Raw genomic sequence first — 17,805 nt, 5'->3', positions numbered from 1 at the left:
CAGGCAAGAGAGCGCCGGAATAGCCAGCTATTTCAAGCTCTCTTAACGCAGAAGTGGGCAATTTTGGCGAAACCCCTGCGGGGCGCGGCGGATTTTGCCTCTGCCATCCCGGATTTTCCCTTCCAATGATCACATTGCTGCACTCAAATCCGAGCGCCAGCGGCAAAATCCGACTCGCGCGGGTGGCGGAAGATGAACGTCCACAGGCCCTAACAGTCCCGGATCGCCATCACCTAAGACACATACAGGCTCTGAAATGCGTCTTAGGCTCATGCCACAGGGCTGCAACAGCCCTCAGGCAGCCCCAAGACCGGCGAAATGGAACGCCTTGGTTTCAAGATATTCCTCTATCCCTTCCTGCGCGCCCTCCCTGCCCAGACCGGATGCTTTGACGCCGCCAAACGGGGCCTCGGCATGGCTGACCACACCGGTGTTCAGGCCCACCAGACCCGCCTCCAGCGCCTCTCCGAACCGGAAGGCGCGGGCCATGTCCGTGGTATAGAAATAGGCCGCCAGACCAAAGGGCGTCCCGTTGGCCAGCGCCAGCGCTTCGGCCTCCGTCTCGAACCGGAACACAGGTGCGACGGGGCCAAAGGTTTCCTCCTCGGCCAGCTGCATGTCGATTGTCGCGCCCGACAGCACCACCGGATCGGCAAATTGTGCTGGCAGGTCGCGCGGTTTGGTGGCGCGCACGGCACCTTTGGCCAATGCATCCGCGACATGGGCGTTGATCTTGGTGATGGCGCTGGTGTTGATCATCGGGCCGATGGCAATGCCTTCGGTGGTGCCGGGGCCAACCGTCAGCGCGTCGACCCGTGCGGCCAATGCCGCGACAAAGGCATCGTGAATGCCTGATTGCACCAGAATCCGATTGGCGCAGACACAGGTCTGACCGCCATTGCGGAATTTCGATTGCATCGCGCCTTCGACAGCGGCCTCCAGATCGGCGTCGTCAAAGACGATGAAGGGCGCGTTGCCGCCCAGTTCCAGCGACATTTTCTTGAGCGTCGGGGCGCATTGCCCCGCCAGCAGCGCGCCCACGCGGGTCGAGCCGGTGAACGACAGCTTGCGCACCACCGGGCTGGCGGTCAGCGTTTCGCCAATCACCTCGGGGCGGCCTGTCAGGATATTCAGCACCCCTTTGGGTATGCCGGCCCGCTCTGCCAGAACGCCAAGCGCCAGCGCCGAATAGGGCGTGAAATCAGACGGTTTGATGACCATCGTGCAGCCCGCCGCAAGGCCGGGGGCCACCTTGCGGGTGATCATCGCAATCGGGAAATTCCAAGGCGTGATGATGGCACAGACGCCGACAGGTTCCTTCATCGCAAAGATCTTCTTGCCCGGCACCGGCGACGGGATGATATGCCCGTTGATCCGCCGCCCCTCTTCCGCAAACCAGCGCACAAAGGACGCGCCATAGACCACTTCACCACGCGCCTCGGCCAGCGGCTTGCCCTGCTCGGCGGTCAGAATGCGCGCCAGGTCTTCAGCGTGGTCCTGCATCAGCTGATACCAGCGCATCAGGATGTCGGCGCGTTCGATATTCGTGCGCGCCCGCCAGTCTTTCATCGCCACCTCGGCGGCGGCGATTGCCGCACTGGTTTCATCCGCCGTGCAGTCGGGCATATGGCCAATCGCGCCCCCTGTGGCAGGATCAATCACCGGCATATCGGCGCGGGCGATCCAGGTGCCGTCAATCAACGCCGCTTCGCGCAGCAGGTCAGGATCGGCCAGACGCGCGCGCAGATCGGTGGATGGTGTGTCGTGAATGGTCATGCTGTGCCCCCAAGTGCGGCAACAACCGCCGCCGTAATGTCGTCGGTTGTGTTCTGACCCGGGCGGGTGCCAATGCCCTGCCCGGTCGCTGTTTCGATGGCCTCCAGTACGGCAGCGGCAGCGGTACTCTCACCCAGATGCTCCAGCATCTGCGCCCCCGACCAGATCGCGGCAATCGGGTTGGCGATGTTCTTGCCCGCAATATCCGGCGCCGAGCCGTGCACAGGTTCAAACATCGACGGCGCGCTGCGATCGGGGCAGATATTGGCGGAGGCGGCAAAGCCCAGCCCCCCTTGTATCGCCGCGCCCAGATCGGTCAGGATGTCGCCAAACAGGTTCGAGGCAACAACCACGTCCAGATCCTGCGGGTTCATCACCATCTTGGCTGCCATGGCGTCAATATGCATATGGCTGACTGTTACCTCGGGATACTCTGCCGCCAGTTCACGCGTGACCTCATCCCAGAACACCATCGAATATTTCTGTGCGTTCGACTTGGTAACCGACGTCAGATGCTTGCGCCGCGCCTGCGCCTGCTCGAATCCAAAGCGCAGGATACGTTCAACGCCGGTTCGGGTGAAAATCGACGTCTCGACAGCCACTTCGTTGTCGCGACCCTGATGCACACGCCCACCGGCACCCGAATATTCACCTTCGGTGTTTTCGCGGATGCACAGAATATCAAAGCCTTCGGCCTTCAGCGGCCCCTCGACACCGGCCAGCAGCCGGTGCGGGCGGATGTTGGCATATTGGTCAAACGCCTTGCGGATCGGCAGCAGCAGACCATGAAGCGACACGGAATCCGGCACGGTTTCGGGCCAGCCGACCGCGCCCAGAAAAATCGCATCGAAGCCGCGCAGCGTTTCAATACCATCCTCGGGCATCATCGCGCCGGTTTTGGTGTAATATTCGCAAGACCATGGAAAGCGCTGGGTTTCCAATGCAAAGCCGAACTGGCTGGCGGCGGCATTCATCACCAGCATGGCGGCATCGGTGACATCAACGCCAATGCCGTCTCCGGGGATCAAAGCAAGATTGTAAGTGGTCATATCCGTTTCCTTGGTCTTCACAGGTCGATCAGGACCGATTTCTTTCTGCGGTTTGCGGCATAGGCTTCGCGGCCCAGATCCTTGCCCAGTCCGCTGGATTTCCAACCGCCCGTGGGCAGGATGTGGTCGGTCGAGCGGCCATAGCGGTTTACCCAGACTGTCCCTGCCTCGATCTGGCGGGTCAGACGCAGGGCGCGGCTCAGGTCGCGGGTAAACAGGCCCGCGCACAACCCATAGCTGGGATGGCTGGCAAGAGCCAAGGCCTCTTCCTCGCCTTCAAAGGTCTGAAAGGTCGCCACGGGCCCGAAAATCTCTTCGCGGATTGCGGGGCTGGTGTCGGTCACGCCTGCCACCAGCGTGGGTTGGTAATAGCTGCCTTGGTGGTCAAAGCGCGCGCCGCCACACAGCACCTCGCCGCCCTGATCCACCGCCGCCCTGACGATGCTGTCGATCCGCTCCAGCTGCTTTTCAGAGATGATCGGCGAATAGCCTGCGGTCACCGCAAGCGTATGGGCCGGGCGGTGACGGCCAAAGCGTTCTGTGAGTTTTGCCGCCAGCGCGTTGGCGATCTCTCGCGCCACGATAATGCGCGAGCCTGCCACACAAACCTGTCCGGCATTGGAGGTGATCCCCCGGTCAATGCACTCCGCCGCCAGATCCAGATCGGCATCGGCGCAGACGATGACCGGGCTTTTGCCCCCCAGTTCCAGCGTCATCGGCTTGATCCCGCTGCGCGCGATGTTCTCCATGATCGCCGCACCCGCGCGGGTCGATCCGGTAAACGACACCTTGTCGATGCCCGCGTGTCCGGTGATTGCGGCACCTGTCACAGGCCCATCGCCCAGCACGACATTGATCAACCCCGCAGGTACACCAGCGCGCACCGACAGTTCGGCCATATACAGGGTCGAATATGGTGTCATTTCCGATGGTTTGATCACCACGGCATTGCCCGCAGCCAGCGCAGGCCCCAGTTTCCACCCGGCCATGGATATTGGAAAGTTCCAGGGCGTGATGGCACCAACCACGCCGTAGGGCTCATCCGAAATGAAACCGAAGCTGCTGTCCGCGACGGGGGCCAGCACCCCGCCTTCCTTGTCCGCGAATTCCGCGAAAAAGCGTATCTGTTCGGCGGTTATACGAATGTCGCCTTCGTGCAGCTGGCCGTAGGGGCGCGAGGAGCAGACCGCTTCAAGCGCTGCCAGCGTGTCGGCCTCCGCTTCGATCAGGTCAGCCCATGCGGACAGCGCCCGCAGCCGTTCGCGCGGCGCGATGCCGCCCCAGTTCGACGCCGCCAGGGCGGCGCGTGAAGCAGAAACGGCGCTGTCGACCAGCCCCGCGTCCGCAATGGGGATATCGCCTAGAACCTTGCCGGTCGATGGCGACAACACCGCAATCTGTCCGGGACCGGCAACATAGACACCACCGATAAAGTGCCCGTTTGGCAATGCGATCTGGTCTGCATCAACGGCAAAAGTCATGTCGTACCTCGGAAATGAGTTCTGCCTGCAAGATCGCGCGTATGACGCGGGCAAAGCTGCCGAAAGATCTCTGTCCTCAGCATTTTACGCTGCGCTCCCAGACCTCTCAGGCAGAAGATTTTGTCACCATCGGCTCAGGGCTTTCTGATCGGCGCGGCCAATGCCCTGCCGCAACCTGTTGGGCATGGACAAAGCCGGGCCGGCGCAATCAGAACTTTGAAACGCTGCCCCACTGGGAATTGTCAAACCGGGCCAGACGGTACTGCGCTGTCTTGGTGATGGGTGTGCGGGCAAGCACCAGATCGGCCACCAGATGACCCACCCCCGGACCGATGCCAAAGCCGTGCCCGGACAGCCCGGCTGCCAGTGTCAGACCAGGGATGCCAATGTCATTGTCGATCACCGGCACGCCATCAGGCGTGCTGTCGATATAGCCCGCCCAACTTGCCTGTACCGGCACAGCCTCAAACGCGGGCAACAGCGCACGCGCGCGGGCCAGCGTCTGGTTTACGGTTGCTGCCGTGGGGCGCGGGTCAAGGATGCGCAGCCGCTCCATCGGCGTTTCACGGTCCAGATCCCAAATCGCTGTGCTTTCGAAACCCGCCTGCCAGGCCTGCAACCCACCCGGCACCAGCGACCGCCAGCGTTTTGCGAACATTGGCAGAAAATGTTTCGCCCCACGGATCATGCGCGGGGTCAGATCGACGCTGCCCTTGCCCGAGATCGCCAGCGTGTGCCCGCCGTCCGCGCGCCTGGTCACGGATACAGACGCTGTATGCAGGGCGGGAGGCAGACCCAGTGCGCCCGGTGCCAAGGACAGGATCGAGCTGCGCACCGACGCCTGCGGAAAGAAAATGCCGGATTGGTGCAGGAAGCTGCCTGCCCATGCGCCGCCCGCCATCACCACCTGCGGCGTGCGGATGACGCCACGCTCGGTCACCACCGCAGAAACGGCACCGGCTTCGGTCTCGATACCGCGCGCGGCACAGCCTTGCACCACCACGCCACCATGCTGCATCACACCACGCGCAATCAGCGGCGTGGCGCTGGCCGGATCGGCAATACCATCGCTGGGCGACCAGACGCCGCCTGCCCAGCTTTGGCCCGTGGCAGCACCTCGTTCGGTGGCATCGGCGGCGCTCAGCATCCGGGTGTCCACACCTTCGCCCCGCGCAAAGCGGCCCCAAGTGGCCCAGCCCTCAATCTCGGCGGGGTTATTGGAAAGGTACAGCAATCCGCAGCGGCGAAAGCCAAGATCGGCACCAATGTCCTGCGCCATCTCCTCCCACAGCCCCAGGCTCCGGGTCGAAAGCGGCAACTCGCGCGCGTCGCGGTTCTGCTGGCGGCACCAGCCCCAGTTCCGGCTGGATTGTTCGGCGCCCACCCGGCCCTTTTCCAGCAACACCACCTTCATGCCCGCGCGCGCCAGCCAATGGGCCGCACTTGCACCGACAATCCCGGCACCGATCACCACGCAGTCGGCGGCATCGGGAAATGCGTCATTTGTCGACAATTTCATCAACGGGGCAGGCATTGTATTCTCCGCAGTTTTGGCCAGGCCTTCATCATGCCGCCCGAAACGCCCAATTCGCGGCGTCGCACGGTATGGTCTTATGAATTTGCAAGAACGGCGGCATGTCACCAGTTACCGGGTCCAGAGCCTAGCGCTCAATATCCCCGGTCCTGATCCACACGACCGGGAAGCGGGCGATTGTCACGCGTGGCGCGGATCACCTCCAGGGCATGCATTGACCCTGCATGGTGGTCGGTCACGGCAGCGATATGCGGTGTGATGATCACACGCGGGTCGCGCCATGCCCAGTGGTCGGCGGGAAGTGGTTCAGGGTTGGTCACGTCCAGCATCGCCGAACTCAAGGCGCCCCCATCCAGCGCATCGCGCATCGCCTGCATGTCCAGCTGCGCCCCGCGACCCGCATGCACCAGTGCCGCCCCCTCTGGCAGTTTCGCAAACAGGTCGGCATTCAGTATGCCGCGCGTCTCGGTTGTCAGTGGCAGCAGGCAAATCAGGATGTCACTTTGGCTTAGAAAGACATCCAGATCCTGCAGGCCATAAACCGGAACATCCGCCACCGCGCGCCCCGAGCGCGACCAGCCGCTGACCTTGAAACCCATGCCGCCCAGCGTTTGTGCAGCCAGCGTGCCAATGCGGCCCATCCCCATAATGCCCACGCGGGTGTTTTTGGCATGCCGCCCCGGCTGCGGCTTCCACAGGCCTTGCTGTGCCCGCGCCAGATAGACCGGTATCGCGCGGTGCTGCATCAGTGTCGCCATCACCACCCAGTCGCGCACCATCTCTTCGATCCCCGGATCAATCGCACGCACCAGTTCGACGCCCTCGGGCAATGGCGGCATCTGGTCCACGCCAGCGCCGGCGCTGATCACAACCCGCAGATTGGGATAGCGCTGCAGATCCTTTGGCGGCGTCCAGCACAACAGATGTGTGATCTCCGCCGGGTCGGTAACGGCCTCTTCGCCCACAATGATCTTTTCGCCCGCAGCGTCGAATGCCGAAACCCAGACTGCCGCGCGTTCTGCGCTGGATACAAACAGCAACGCCATCAGCGCAGCACCGCGCGAATTTCGGGATCGTCCAGGGTGATATCCAGAACCTTGCGGGTCCGCGCCACGATCAGGTCGATCTCGTCATCCGTGCAACAGAGTGGCGGCGCATAGGCAAAGATGCCCTGAGGGAAGGACCGCACCACAAGACCCTGTTCCCAGGCCCGATCAAACAGCCGGATTGCGGGCTGCACTTCGGCCGGCAATGGCGTCTTGCGCGCCTTGTCGGTGACCAGTTCTACCGCCGCCAGCATCCCGCGCCCGCGCACATCGCCCACCAGCGGATGATCACGCAGGCTTTCCAGCCCCGCCATCAGGCGTTTGCCCGCGCGAATGCCGTTCTCGAACAGCCCGCCCTCATAGAGCGCCAGCACCTCAAGCGCGACAGCGGCAGAGACCGGATGCGCGGAATAGGTGAACCCATGGCCCACGGCTTTGGCCCCTGCCCCTTCGGCAATCACCTCATAGACATCATCAGACATGATCACCGCCCCCATCGGCACGTAGCCCGAGGTCAGCCCTTTGGCGCAGGTCAGCAGATCAGGCACGATCCCCTCATCCGAACTGGCAAAGATCGGGCCGGTGCGGCCAAATGCGGTGATGACCTCATCAGCGACAAAGAGAATGTCCAGTTCGGTGCACAGGTCGCGCATCGCCTTGATCCAGCCCGGTGGCGGCACCAGCACGCCGCCCGATCCCTGAATAGGTTCGACATAGAACGCCGCAACGCGGTCTTCGCCAATCTCGGCAACCTTGGCGCGCAATTCGGCCAACGACGCATCAATCACCGCCTGCGGATCGTCGCCCAGCGGATTGCGATAAAGATAATGCGACGAAATCTTGTGCTGCCAGGCATAGGGCACGCCAAATCCGTCATGGAAACCGGGCAAAGCCGTCAGCCCGGCGGCCATTGTCGTGGAACCATGGTAGCCCTGCTCGACCGAGATGAACTGATCGCGTTCGGGCTGCCCCTTTGCATGCCAGTAATAACGGACAAAGCGGATCGTGCTGTCCACCGCATCTGACCCGCCAAGGGTGAAATAAACATGGTTCAGATCACCCGGCGCCCGGTCGGCCAATGCCCCGGCCAGCCGGATCGGCGGTTCGGACCCCAGATCGAAATATCCGGTGGCATAGGGCAGCCTGCGCATCTGCTCGGCGGCGGCTTCCACCACGCTTTCGTGGCCATATCCGGCATTTACACACCAAAGGCCCGAGAATCCGTCCAGCAACTCGCGCCCTTCGCTGTCGGTGACAGTCGCCCCTTTCGCCGACCGCAAGACACGCACGCCGCGGGCCTCGTGGCCACGAAACGACGACACCGGATGAACAAGGTGCTGGCGGTCCAGCTCGACAAGAGAATTGGTCAACATGATCCGTCCCACTCAGGTTATCCCAGCGCCTGCGACAAAAGCGCAAAGGTTTTATAGTTTGACGGCGCGCGCGTTTTCGCAGCCTTTTTCATGGCAACACCACCGCCAGCCGCCACCAGACCCAGCTGCGTCGCGGTCTTGCTCAGGCCTGCATCGGAGGGCAGATCAACGCGCAGAAACTGACCGGCGCAGCGCCGAGCGGCTTCGGCCATCAGCGCCGCAGCACTGGCCACGTCCTGCCCCACAACCGGCCCCAGCACCCGCCCGCGCCCGAAATCGCGCAACAAGGCGAATCCGTTTCCGCAGCGCAACACTTCGCCCTGGGCGGCGATCACCGCCAGCAATCCGGCCCTCGACAGGCCCGATGCCTGCAAATCCAGCGCCGCCAGCGCGGGCATATCCTGCACATCGCCGGTGTATACGGGCAATTCGGGCGTCGCATCCTGCGCGATGCCCTGATGCTGAAGCACCTTGCCACAGGCCGCAAAGCCCAGCTTCTCATACAGCGGCAGCCCGTCTGCGGTGGCGGTCAGACGCAACTCGCGCGCGCCGCCAAAGGCAATGACCTGTTCCATCAGCGCCCGCCCCAGCCCGCGCCCGCGCATCCGCGCATCGACGATAATCATGTTCATCGCCGCCACATCGCCAAAGGGGGAGCACAACGCGGTTCCGACAACCTCGCCCCCCGCCAGCGCCACAACCCCTTTGGACACCGACAGTGCCAACTGCCAGTCCTCGGTGCGGTGCGGCCAACCTGCCTCGGCGGACAGACGCAGCGCACCGTCCAGATGGGTTGGTTCAAAGGCCGTGATCTGAAAATTGTCTTGCGACAATGTGGCGGTGTCGGGTTTGGAAGCGGTCATTAACAATCCATCCTTTTTTGTCACCAATTTAGAATCCTGAAGGCGGCAGTTTTATTCTGATCCCCGCCCGCCGCCGCAGTTTTCTGTTGCAACACATCAGCGCCGCCGCAGAAAATGCCGCGTACCATTCTTGCGATCACACCGACAGTCGTCGCCCCAGCGCCCGGATCATTGCAACCGTCCCGGCCAACTCTTCCTCGGTCAGATATTCCTCGGGCCGGTGCGCGCGCCCGATGTCGCCCGGACCGCAAATCACCGACGCAATGCCCGCCTGCTGGAAGAGCCCCGCCTCGGTGCCAAAGCTGACGGCGCCCAGCGGGTCGCGCCCCGAGATCTGCGCAGCCAAAGCGGCCAGCGGATGACCCGCATCCAGCGAAAGTGCCGGATAGGACGACAGCCATTCACCGCGCACCCGCGGCCCCAAGGCATCCATTACCGGTGCCAGCAGCGTCTTGGGATCGACACCTGCAATCGCCCGCGCCTCGATGCTCGCCTCGGCATGATCGGGGATGATGTTCAGCGCCTGACCGCCCTGCAGAGTGCCAATCTGAAGGCTGGAATAAGGCGGCGCGAAACGTCCATCTTGCGGCCCATCGCGCAGTGCCTCTGCCTGAACGCGCGCGGCCTCCAGCGCGGGCAAGAGCGCGTGAATGGCGTTTGCACCCTGATCAGGGCGCGAACTGTGCCCCGACTTGCCCTGCGCCACCAGCCGCAGCGCCGCCTTGCCCTTGTGTGCCAGCACCGGCACCAGCCCGGTCGGCTCTCCGACGATACAGCCTAACGGCGGCGCGCAGAGATCCGGCAGCGCCGCAATCATATGCGGCACACCGCGACAGCCCGCCTCTTCGTCATAGGACAGCGCGATATGCACCGGCGCAGACAGGTCCATACGCACCAGTTCGGGCACAGTCGCCAGAACTGCCGCCACATAGCCCTTCATGTCGCAACTGCCCCGCCCGATCAGCCGTCCGCCGTCGCGGCGCAGGACAAAGGGATCGCCCCGCCATTCCGGCTCGCCCGCAGGCACCACATCGACGTGACCCGACAGGATATAACCGGGCCGCGACGCATCCCCGATGGTGGCGAAAAGGTTGTAGCGGTCGCCTTCCGGCCCTTTGAGCAGATGATAGGGCACCCCATGTTCGCGCAGGTAATCGGCCACAAACTGCATCAGCCCGTCGTTGGGCGTGCCGACTACAGTGGGAAATCCGACAAAGCGTTCCAGCAAATCAACGGCGGATGCCTGCATAGCACTCACCCCGCGACAGGTGCTGCGATGACATAGATCTTGCGCAGGGTTTCAAGCGTTTTCCACTGGCCCACAAAGCCCGGCTTCATCACAAAACTGTCGCCCGCACCAAAACTATGTGTCGCACCGCCCTCTTCGCTGATCTCGGCCCGTCCTGACAGTATATGACAGAACTCGAATGTGTCCCCCTTGATCGACAGCGTCGTGCCGGGTGTGGCTTCCCAGACGCCGGTGCGGATCTGACCCCATTGCGCCGCCTCTGCCAGCGCCTCGTCCAACGCCCATGTGCGAAACGCCGGTCCGCCTGCGATCAAGCGGTCGGGGGCGGCCACATGTTCGCGGGGGGCAAATGCGGGGGCGATATCAATCGGGACGATAAGGGCCATGATAGGGGCTTTCTGTTGATGCGCCAACCGGCGCGTTTGTCTGTTCATACACAGTGCACCAGCTTGCCCCGCGATCCTGACCGAAGTTTCCACCCCGGCGGCAGGTCATGCCGGATGCCGCGCGATAAACGCAATTTAATGCTCGCAAATCCTCAAACGCGGCAAGCCATGTGGCGCGAAACGGGCGAACATCATTGCAACGCAAACTCCGGAGAGACCGATGACCTTCCGCCCCAAATTTATCAGCTTCGACTGCCACGGCACGATGATCAACTTCGACATGGCAGGCGCCGCACGCGCCCATTACGCAGACCAGCTGTCGCCCGCGCAGATGGACAAGTTCGTGGCCGATTTCTCGGGCTATCGGCTGGACGAGGTGCTGGGCGCATGGAAGCCCTATGCCGAAATCGTCCACAATGCGCTGGAACGCACATGCAAGCGCAACGGTGTCGCCTTTGACCCCGCCGTGGCCGCCGAAATCTATACCCGCGTGCCGACATGGGGGCCACACGCCGACGTGCCCGCAGGCCTGGCCAAAATCGCGAACAAGATCCCGCTGGTGGCCCTGACCAATTCGATGAACGACCAGATTCCGCACAACATCGCAAAACTTGGCGCACCCATCGCCCATGTTTACACCGCCGAAAGCGCGCAGGCCTACAAGCCGCAGATGCAGGCATTTGAGTATATGTTCGACATGCTGGGGTGCGGCCCCGAGGACGTTCTGCATGTCTCATCCAGTTTCCGCTATGACCTGATGACCGCGCATGATCTGGGCATCAACCACAAGGTCTGGGTGAACCGTGGCCACGAACCGGCAAACCCCTATTATGGCTATACCGAAATCAAGGACATCTCGGGTCTGGCTGCGGTAGTGGGCCTTTGACGCCCTGGAGGCAGTGATGAAGTATACGCCTTTCTGGCATGACACCGCACCTGCCTTCGCAAAGGCACAGGAAGGCCCGGTATCGGGCAAGATTGACTTGGCGGTGATCGGCGGCGGCTTTACCGGGCTGAACGCCGCGCGGCGGCTGGCGCGCGCGGGCGTCAGCGTGGCCCTGTTGGAAGCCGACCACATCGGCGCGGGCGGTTCGGGGCGCAACGGCGGGCATCTGAACAACGGCATGGCCCATGGCTATGCGGAAGCAAAATCGCATCTGGGTGCGGCGCGCGCCCATGCGCTCTACAAGGCCTATGACCGCTCTATCGACATGATCGAGGATCTCATCGCCGAAGAAGACATCGACTGTGACTTCCGCCGTTCGGGCAAGCTGAAACTGGCGTCCAAACCTTCGCATGTCGCGGGTTTGCGGCGCGGCTTCGAGCTGATCCACAAAGAAGTCGACCCCGACACGCGCTGGCTGGAAAAGGCGGATCTGGCCGTTGAAATCGGGTCGGATGAATTTCATGGCGCGGTGCTATACGGTAAATCCGCGATGATGCACATGGGCCGTTATGCCACCGGCCTGGCGGATGCCGCCCACCGCCACGGCGCGCTGATCTGGGAGGGCGCGCCGGTTGTCGCGCGCGACCGTTTCGGCAGTGGCTGGACGCTGAAAACACCCAAGGGCACGCTGAATGCCGACCGCGTCATCGTCGCCACCGGAGCTTATTCGGGCAGCTATTCCGACAGCGTGGCCAAGGCGCCGCTGGCCTATTTCCGCAAACGGATCATCTCGGTCGGCTCGTTCATCGTCGCCACCCGCCCGCTGACACCGGACGAGGTTGCGGCGACGCTTCCGGGCAACCGCACCTGCGTGACCTCCATGAACATCGGCAACTATTTCCGTCTGTCCCCGGACAACCGCCTGATCTTTGGCGGGCGCGCCCGGTTTTCGGCCACATCCGACCAGCAATCCGATGCGCTGTCAGGCCAGGTCCTGCACCGTGCGATAGGACGGATTTTTCCGCAACTGGCGCAGGTCCAACTGGACTATTGCTGGGGTGGCCTTGTCGGCATGACCAAGGATCGCTACCCCCGCGCGGGCGAGGCCTGCGGTATGATCTATGGCATGGGCTATTCCGGCCACGGTGCACAGATGTCCACATTGATCGGGCAGGCGTTGGCGGATATGGCGATGGGACGCAAGGACACCAATCCACTCGACGGGCTGGACTGGCCCGCGATCCCGCTGCACAGCGGCAAGCCGTGGTTCCTGCCGTTGGTCGGCATGTGGTTCGCGCTGAAAGACCGCATTTCCTGAACCGGAGCGAGGCGGCGCACAGTTATCCCAAGGAATGCGCGGCCAGACCATAAAGACACGCACCAGTCTTGGCCCGCCGCTGCGGTCCGATCCGCATCTCGGTGCAGGTGTCGAACCCGCCCAGGCCTGCGGCAAACAGGAACGCTTTGAAATTTTCGCTTTGCTGCGGTGTATCCAGACGGACAAACTGGCCCTCGTATTGCTGGAACAGCGGGGCGCAGAGCAGCATCGCCATCCGGTCATCCTCCGCCACCACCGGACCAATCACCACCCCCTTGCCAAAGGACCGCACCAACGCAAAACCGCGGACTTCGCCGTCGCGCAGGGCAACGACACCGCCAGACTCGCGCAGCATCGCCGCCTTGACCGACTGACGGTCGGCACCAAAGGCCAGGGTGTCCAATGCGGCCACGGCGCCATGGTCGGCCGCTGCAAGCGGACGCACATCCAACCCCGGGACAGCTTCAGGCAAATGGGCAAGCCGCGCGATCCCCTGCTGCTGCCAGATCGTCCCGACGGTCAAAAACCCGGCATCACGGTACAGCCGATATCCAGACCGCGTGGCTGACAACCGCAAATCGCGGCCTTTGCAATCTGCCAGGATACGCCGCAAGAGCCGCCGCCCGACACCCTGGGTCTGCAAACGCGGTGTGGTCATCATCATCCCGCACATAGCAAAATCATCGCCTGCCGGGAAATACATGGCTGATCCAAGCGGGCGGCCAATCTCATCATGGGCGATGTACCCCTTGCCAAGCGACAGAAGCATATCAAGATCCAACGCACGATGCGGCCACAACACTGAAACGGTCAGCTCATGCAACAGCGCGCGGTCGGCGGCAACAAGAGGTCGGATATCGGCGTCGTAGCTGTCCAGCTTCAGACGCGCGTCTTCTTCAGGGGATAGTTCGGCCATAAAGACCTCGTAATGCGCAGCGCTCTCACTGTCGGCGTGATGGCTTTTGACCCTGCCCCCGCTTTCACTCTGCATTTGCTTCCCATCCCGTTCTGTTTGAGCGCACCCTTGGGTTTGAGCTATCCGTTGAAAAGCACTCTGCCCGAATTTAGTCGAAGTAATCTATCGAAAGCCATCACATAGCAGAATATTCTGCCGCATGAAATTCTTCGGCAAACCGATGTCCCGTGCGACAACCACCCAAATTTTGCGCTGCCAAAACAGGTACGCCGACCTTTTGATCGCCGATACAGCAGCGCTAGATGGTTCAAGTATCGCGCGCACTGCTCTATGTTTGTCCGTCGTGGATCAGGACCAGATCGTCGGTTTCACTGACCGCATGGACGGTCAATTTCCTGCATCCCGCAGGCGCTTTGCGTGGCGTACCATCCGCAAGGTCAAATTCCGCGAAATGCACGGGGCAAACGATATGCCCATCTGCTACGAAACCATCCGACAAAGACGCCAGAGCATGCGGACAGGCATCCGCAACAGCATAGACCCGGCCGTTGGTTCGTGTCACGGCCAACACGCCATACTCGGGGTCTTTGATGCGAAGCAATGCGCCCTCCGGCACGGCGGAACGCGCGACAAGTTTGCGGCCCGGCCCAACTGGCACAGGTGGCTGAGGGCGCGCAGTCTCTGGCCGGGGCTCTGAATCGAAGCAGTGAATTTCCTGCGGGCGGTCCACGCCGATTGCAAAATCGCCATAGTCCCAGAATGGCCGTTCCGCATCCCCGGTTACGCTGCAAAGCGTGGCCTCCGCATGAGGAAGGCCCGCAATCTGAATCCGCTTGCCGAATTGATCCGACCAGAACCGCAGTGGCGCGCGGGGCGATAATGGCAGGCCCAGCATTGCCTGCACACATGCACGCGCCTGATCGTTGGCATTCTGCCAGCTTTCGATCCGCGCGGGCGCTGATGGTCCCGGTTGCAATGCCACATCGCCAACTGCATGGATGAGCGGGTTGCCGGTTTTCCCGGCGGCATCTGCGATAATCCCTGCGTCAGACGCGATCCCGGCCTGGCGGCCAAGGTCATCGTTGGGCGCGATCCCGGTGGCAATCAGCAGCATATCCGCCGACATCTCACAATCGTCGATGCGGGCGTGAACCGCATTTTCATCGACAGAGAACTCAGCGGTGACACCCAGACGAAGATCGATACCATGACTGCGGTGTAATGCGGCAAGATGATCGGAAACTCCTCTCGGCAGCAAGCGATGCGCCAGCGCCGGTCCACGCACCAGAACCGTCACGTCGATCCCGGCGGCACGGGCGGCAGCGGCGGCCTCCATGGCGATCCAGCCGCCCCCCAGGATCAACAAGCGGCGCGGTGCTGCCAAAGCGATGGCCTGCGCGTCGTCGCGGGTCCGCAATGTGCGCACGCGTGGCCCGGTCGTCGCCATCGGATTCCGCGCCCGCCCGCCGGTTGCAATGACCAACCGCGCAAAGTCGAGACTGTTGCCATCGGCCAGCGTCAGTTGGCTGGTATCCGGGTCCACCGCCACAACCCCACTGTCGAGCCTCAGGTCGATGTCCAGGCTCTTAGCCTCATCCAGCGTCATCGCATCGGTATCCGGCACGCCACGGAACAGCGCCTTGGACAGCTCTGGCCGCTCGTAGGGTGGCCTTGCCTCGTTGCCAATCAAGTGTACAGGCCCGCGATACCCCAATTCACGCAGGGTTCGTGCGGCCATCGCTCCGGCCTGCCCCGCGCCCACGATCACAATTGGCCGAGGGCGCGGGATCTCAAGCCTCTGTCCGACCTGAAGCGTCCCTTCCGTTTCGACAACACAATAGATCCCCAGATTGCGTTGAAAACGGTCGACCAGTGTCCGCAAGACGTCAGGATCGGCTGGCAATTCACCCTGCGCTAAAGTAGTAAACCCGCATCGCCCGCAATGCGAGACGCCGCGCAAGATGACGTTCCCAATCCGGAATTTTTGGCCAAGCAGATTGTATTCCGGAATACCCTCTGGTGCGCTTGGCAAATCAACCACAATGTTCGGGCGAAAACGGCGCGGATCAATGTCGCTTTGCGGAAGGACTCGGGACAATTGCGCCAGCGCCTGCCGACTGATCAGATGCACCGGTGCCATCGAATATCGGGCCTCGGCGACAATGCCGTCAGCGGACAATGCACCGTAACGTCGGGCCTCTACCCCGCGCCCGAAATGCGACGACAGCATCTCACGGGCTGGCGCGCTTTCGACATCAAGCCAGACCTTTCCGTCACAAGAAGCCTGGGGGGTGCCGTTGCTGATCCGTGCAGATATCTCGGGGGCCCGGTTCCAGCGGGGATCGCGCACGGGATAGGCATTCTCGCCAGTCTCGGCATCGAAAAGCCCATGGGTGCGGTCCCCGACCGGCCCGCCTTGGGCCAACTGGAGGCTATCGCAATGCTCGCCGCCCAGCGTACTGATCGGATAGCGCCAGAGCCCGGTCACAACCGCACCGTCAAACATCGTGCTCATCCGCAGTCTACCATGGCAAGGCCACCCGGCCAATCAGCCAATATGTGGGGTTGATACCGGGAAGAAGCCCAAAAAAAATCGGTCCCAGTCTGCGTTATCGCTTGCTGCGCCACCATGCGATGCGGTCCTGCAAGGCATAGCCCCTGATGATCGCGGGCATGAACCAGGGGTTGCCCCGGTACAGCGGCACTGCCGCTGGCGGACGCGAGAATAGCGCAGAGCGTCCCTGCTCGCCGTTGCCCAGCAGCCGGTGCGCGGCGCGGGTGCCAACCCAGGGTGCCCAGACCACCCCCGAGCCGCAAAATCCGCTGGCATAGACGATCCCGTCCTTTTCAAAGATCCGTGGCAGCATGTCCCGGTTCATCGCGACATTGCCGAACCAGCTGTGCGACAGCCGCACCCCGTCTAGTTCGGGGAACAGTTCGGCCAGCCCTTGGCGCAGCCGCTGTGTCGGCACAGTGGCGTCGCCCCCATGTCCGCTTTCGCGGCCACCCAGCAGAATGCGGCGGCCGTCGGGTGTGGGGCGATAGTAGTAGCCCAGTTGCCGCCCCTCGCCCATCATCATGCGTTGCGGCATCAGCCGGTTCATCACCTCGGGTGACAGTTCCTCTGTGACGATGATCCGGCTGCGCACCGGAACCAGGCGGCGGCGCAGATAGGGCGCGGCCCCGTCCGTATAGCCATTGGTGCAGACCAGAACCTGTCGCGCCTCGACAGTGCCTGACGCGGTCTGGACACGGAACGTCGCGCCATCGCGCTTGATCGCCGTGACCGGGGTATGCCCGTGAACGGCGACACCGGCGGCCAGCGCCAGTTGCAACAGACCTGCGTGGAACTTGCCCGGATGCAGTCCGCCGATGTCCTTGCGCACAACGCCGCCGCGATAAAAGCCGGTGCCGATATATTTTTCCTGTTCCCCGTGGGGCACTGCATAGGTCTCGATGCCCAGCCGTTTTGCCAGGGCCTCGGCACCACGGGCCATCGTATCGTATTGCCCGTACCCCAGCGCGCCCTTGAACAGCCCGGCCAGGCGAAAGTCACAGTCGATCTCTTCGCTGCGGATCAACTCATAGAGGAACTCCCGCGCGGCCTTGCTCTCGGCCTCGATGGCAAAGGCGGTGTCCTCGTCAAAAGTCCGGGTTATCGCGGCATGGCTGGGGCGGATCGAGCCGCTGGTTATACCGCCGTTACGCGATGAAGCGCCCTCGCCCGGATGCATCGCGTCAAAGGCCGCGACCGACCGGCCTGCCCGCGCCAGTGTCAGCCCTGCGGCCAGCCCGGCATATCCGGCACCGACAATGGCCACATCAACCGACTTGGCCAGGGGCTGCACGGGTGCCGGTCCGGGTGGGGCGGCCTCCCACCAATAGGGCGTGGCCTTGTCAGCAAGCTTCGAAGAGGTACGCATCGTGT

14 protein-coding genes are annotated in these 17,805 nt (G+C 62.8%); 2 read left to right on the top strand and 12 right to left on the bottom strand.

Annotated elements, in window-relative coordinates:
• Positions 1–294 precede the first annotated feature (294 nt).
• The 9 genes from A8B82_RS11675 to A8B82_RS11635 form a co-directional block, all read right to left on the bottom strand.
• Positions 295–1,776 (bottom strand): NAD-dependent succinate-semialdehyde dehydrogenase, encoded by a 1,482-nt coding sequence (locus A8B82_RS11675; RefSeq protein ID WP_067292407.1) that lies wholly within the window; start codon positions 1,774–1,776, stop codon positions 295–297.
• Entirely contained in the window at positions 1,773–2,825 is a 1,053-nt protein-coding gene (locus tag A8B82_RS11670) for a tartrate dehydrogenase (protein ID WP_067292545.1), read from the bottom strand. The genes A8B82_RS11675 and A8B82_RS11670 overlap by 4 nt, the downstream gene beginning before the upstream one ends.
• Positions 2,826–2,842: 17 nt before the next feature.
• Positions 2,843–4,306: an aldehyde dehydrogenase family protein gene (locus A8B82_RS11665; protein ID WP_067292404.1), complete on the bottom strand. Its 1,464-nt coding sequence runs from the start codon at positions 4,304–4,306 to the stop codon at positions 2,843–2,845.
• Between the two features lie 208 nt (positions 4,307–4,514).
• Positions 4,515–5,840 (bottom strand): NAD(P)/FAD-dependent oxidoreductase, encoded by a 1,326-nt coding sequence (locus A8B82_RS11660; protein ID WP_067292402.1) that lies wholly within the window; start codon positions 5,838–5,840, stop codon positions 4,515–4,517.
• Between the two features lie 134 nt (positions 5,841–5,974).
• Positions 5,975–6,886, bottom strand: coding sequence for a 2-hydroxyacid dehydrogenase (locus A8B82_RS11655; protein WP_067292399.1), 912 nt, complete (start codon positions 6,884–6,886; stop codon positions 5,975–5,977).
• Positions 6,886–8,259, bottom strand: a complete 1,374-nt coding sequence (locus A8B82_RS11650; protein ID WP_067292396.1) for an aspartate aminotransferase family protein — start codon at positions 8,257–8,259, stop codon at positions 6,886–6,888. The genes A8B82_RS11655 and A8B82_RS11650 overlap by 1 nt, the downstream gene beginning before the upstream one ends.
• Before the next feature lie 17 nt (positions 8,260–8,276).
• The gene (locus A8B82_RS11645) at positions 8,277–9,122 is read right to left on the bottom strand and encodes a GNAT family N-acetyltransferase (protein ID WP_067292393.1); all 846 of its coding nucleotides are present in this window, start codon (positions 9,120–9,122) and stop codon (positions 8,277–8,279) included.
• A gap of 136 nt (positions 9,123–9,258) precedes the next feature.
• Positions 9,259–10,371 carry an acetylornithine deacetylase gene (argE, locus tag A8B82_RS11640; protein WP_067292391.1) on the bottom strand — a complete coding sequence of 371 codons (1,113 nt, stop codon included), beginning with the start codon at positions 10,369–10,371 and terminating at the stop codon, positions 9,259–9,261.
• A gap of 5 nt (positions 10,372–10,376) precedes the next feature.
• On the bottom strand, positions 10,377–10,757 hold the full coding sequence (locus A8B82_RS11635) for a cupin domain-containing protein (protein ID WP_067292388.1): 381 nt from the start codon (positions 10,755–10,757) through the stop codon (positions 10,377–10,379).
• A gap of 220 nt (positions 10,758–10,977) precedes the next feature.
• Between A8B82_RS11635 and A8B82_RS11630 the strand changes: the two genes are divergently transcribed.
• Both A8B82_RS11630 and A8B82_RS11625 read left to right on the top strand, forming a co-directional pair.
• Positions 10,978–11,643 carry a haloacid dehalogenase type II gene (locus tag A8B82_RS11630; protein WP_067292387.1) on the top strand — a complete coding sequence of 222 codons (666 nt, stop codon included), beginning with the start codon at positions 10,978–10,980 and terminating at the stop codon, positions 11,641–11,643.
• Between the two features lie 16 nt (positions 11,644–11,659).
• A complete protein-coding gene (locus A8B82_RS11625; protein ID WP_067292384.1) occupies positions 11,660–12,961 on the top strand; it encodes an NAD(P)/FAD-dependent oxidoreductase in 1,302 nt (433 codons plus the stop codon).
• A 22-nt stretch (positions 12,962–12,983) separates the two neighbouring features.
• Here A8B82_RS11625 and A8B82_RS11620 read toward each other — a convergent pair whose 3' ends face one another.
• From A8B82_RS11620 to A8B82_RS11610, 3 genes are all read right to left on the bottom strand, one after another.
• Complete coding sequence (locus A8B82_RS11620) at positions 12,984–13,952, bottom strand: GNAT family N-acetyltransferase (protein ID WP_082899269.1); 969 nt, start codon at positions 13,950–13,952, stop codon at positions 12,984–12,986.
• Positions 13,953–14,205: 253 nt separating this feature from the next.
• The gene (locus A8B82_RS11615; RefSeq protein ID WP_067292382.1) at positions 14,206–16,392 is read right to left on the bottom strand and encodes an FAD-dependent oxidoreductase; all 2,187 of its coding nucleotides are present in this window, start codon (positions 16,390–16,392) and stop codon (positions 14,206–14,208) included.
• Positions 16,393–16,486: 94 nt separating this feature from the next.
• Entirely contained in the window at positions 16,487–17,800 is a 1,314-nt protein-coding gene (locus A8B82_RS11610) for an NAD(P)/FAD-dependent oxidoreductase (protein ID WP_067292380.1), read from the bottom strand.
• Between the last annotated feature and the right edge of the window lie 5 nt (positions 17,801–17,805).

The sequence above is a fragment of the Sulfitobacter sp. EhC04 genome, from assembly GCF_001650875.1.
Taxonomy (GTDB): Bacteria; Pseudomonadota; Alphaproteobacteria; order Rhodobacterales; family Rhodobacteraceae; genus Sulfitobacter.
The sequence above is the reverse complement of the archived record's forward strand: the minus strand, read 5'-3'. Positions and strand labels throughout refer to the sequence as shown.